Annotated in this window: 2 protein-coding genes; both read right to left on the reverse strand. The window is 58.9% G+C overall.

The genetic code is table 11. From position 1 onward, the window contains the following. Window positions 1–297, reverse strand: a 297-nt coding sequence (locus L0H65_RS19270) for a hypothetical protein (RefSeq protein ID WP_301460804.1), incomplete at its 3' end; no start/stop codon positions are given. A 39-nt stretch (window positions 298–336) separates the two neighbouring features. After that, a partial coding sequence (locus tag L0H65_RS19275) for an AAA family ATPase (protein ID WP_301460805.1) occupies window positions 337–1,871 on the reverse strand: 1,535 nt, incomplete at its 5' end.

Consider the following 1,871-nt stretch of genomic DNA (forward strand, 5'->3'; position numbering starts at 1 on the left):
CAGAAGATCAGCAAGCGCATCGCCCTCCCGCTTCGGTAGCAGACCGCCAATCCCTGTCTTCGCCACTTCGGAAGAGATATCGTCTGGAGTGGGTTCGGAATCGGCCAAAAGCGCCGCCAGAGGGTCGATATCTGGATTGTCCAAGAGACCGGCAAGCGGGTCGTCGTCCACCTCTGCCACCGTCGGCTCGGCATCGGCCAAGAGGTCGGCCAGGGGATCATCCAGCAGATGTGGGCTCGGGGTGAGGGACTCCCCCGGCGAACCGTGCTTGGCAATGAATTCATCTGAGTAGGACATTGTCTCGTTCCATAAGCGTCTTTTGGTACGGCGATTCCGTCAGTCGAACGAATATGTGAATTCGCCCTCCTTCACATCAATCGCGACCTTGTTCACCTCTCCGCCTGTCATCATCCGGCGCAAGAATTCCGCCGAGATGTCGGGCAACATGGTGTTGGTGACGATGGCATCAATCATTCGGCCACCGCTTTCCAACTCCTGACACCGATCAACAATAGTGGCCACCACCGCATCGGTATATTCAAACGGCACCCCATGCGCCGCCTGCACCCGCTTTTTGATGCGGTTGAGTTGCAGCCGGGTGATCTGACCGATCATGTCCGGCGACAGTGGATAATAGGGGATGGTGACCAAACGCCCGAGCAGCGCAGGCGGGAAGATTTTCAGCAAGGGTTCGCGCAAGGCCTTGGCCATGCTGTCCGGGTCCGGCATCAGATCGGGGTCGGCACACAGGTCCATGATCATTTCGGTGCCTGCGTTGGTGGTCAACAAGATCAGGCAATTCTTGAAATCAATCGAACGGCCTTCGCCATCCTCCATCGCGCCCTTGTCAAAAACCTGAAAGAAAATCTCATGCACGTCGGGGTGGGCCTTTTCGACCTCATCCAACAGCACCACGGAATAGGGTTTGCGCCGCACGGCTTCCGTCAGCACGCCACCCTCGCCGTAACCGACATAGCCGGGGGGCGCGCCTTTCAGGCTGCTGACAGTATGCGCCTCCTGATACTCGCTCATGTTGATGGTGATGAGGTTCTGTTCGCCACCATAGAGCACTTCGGCCAGCGCCAGCGCGGTTTCGGTTTTGCCAACACCGCTGGTCCCCGCCAACATGAAAACTCCGATCGGTTTGGAAGGGTTATCAAGCCCCGCGCGGCTGGTCTGGATGCGTTTGGCGATCATCTTCATCGCATGATCCTGGCCGATGACGCGCTTGGCCAGATGTTCCTCCAGCTTCAGCACGGTTTCAATCTCATCCTTGACCATACGGCCAACCGGGATCCCGGTCCAATCCCCCACGACGGTCGCCACCGCCTGCGCATCGACAATCGGCAGGATCAACGGGCTGTCGCCCTGCATGTCGGTCAGTGCCTTGTTCTTGGCCTTCAACTCGGCAATCAGAGCCTTGCGCGCTTCTGCATCAAGCGGGCTGGCGGGGGCTTCCGTTGCCTCCACCGGCGCGCCGCCTTCGCGCAGCTTGGCACGGATGGCGAGGATTTCATCGACGACCGCCTTTTCTTCTTCCCAGCGTTTGGTCAACCCTGCAAGCCGCGTCTCCTCCTCACCCTTGGCATGGGTTACGGCGATACGGCGTTCGTCAACGTCATACCCTGCGGTTTCATCGCGGCCAATAATTTCCAACTCGGTTTCCAAAGCGGAAATGCGGCGACGGCTGTCATCAACCTCCGCCGGAACAGCGAATTGGCTGATCGCGACGCGGGCCGAAGCGGTGTCCAGCACCGACACCGATTTATCCGGCAATTGTCGCGCAGGGATGTAGCGGGCGGACAGGTTCACCGCCGCCTCTATCCCTTCATCGAGAATCTGCACCTTATGGTGTTTTTCCAGCATCGACG

Origin of the sequence: Pseudorhodobacter sp. (assembly GCF_030452865.1) — a bacterium.
Classification (GTDB): domain Bacteria; phylum Pseudomonadota; class Alphaproteobacteria; order Rhodobacterales; family Rhodobacteraceae; genus Pseudorhodobacter.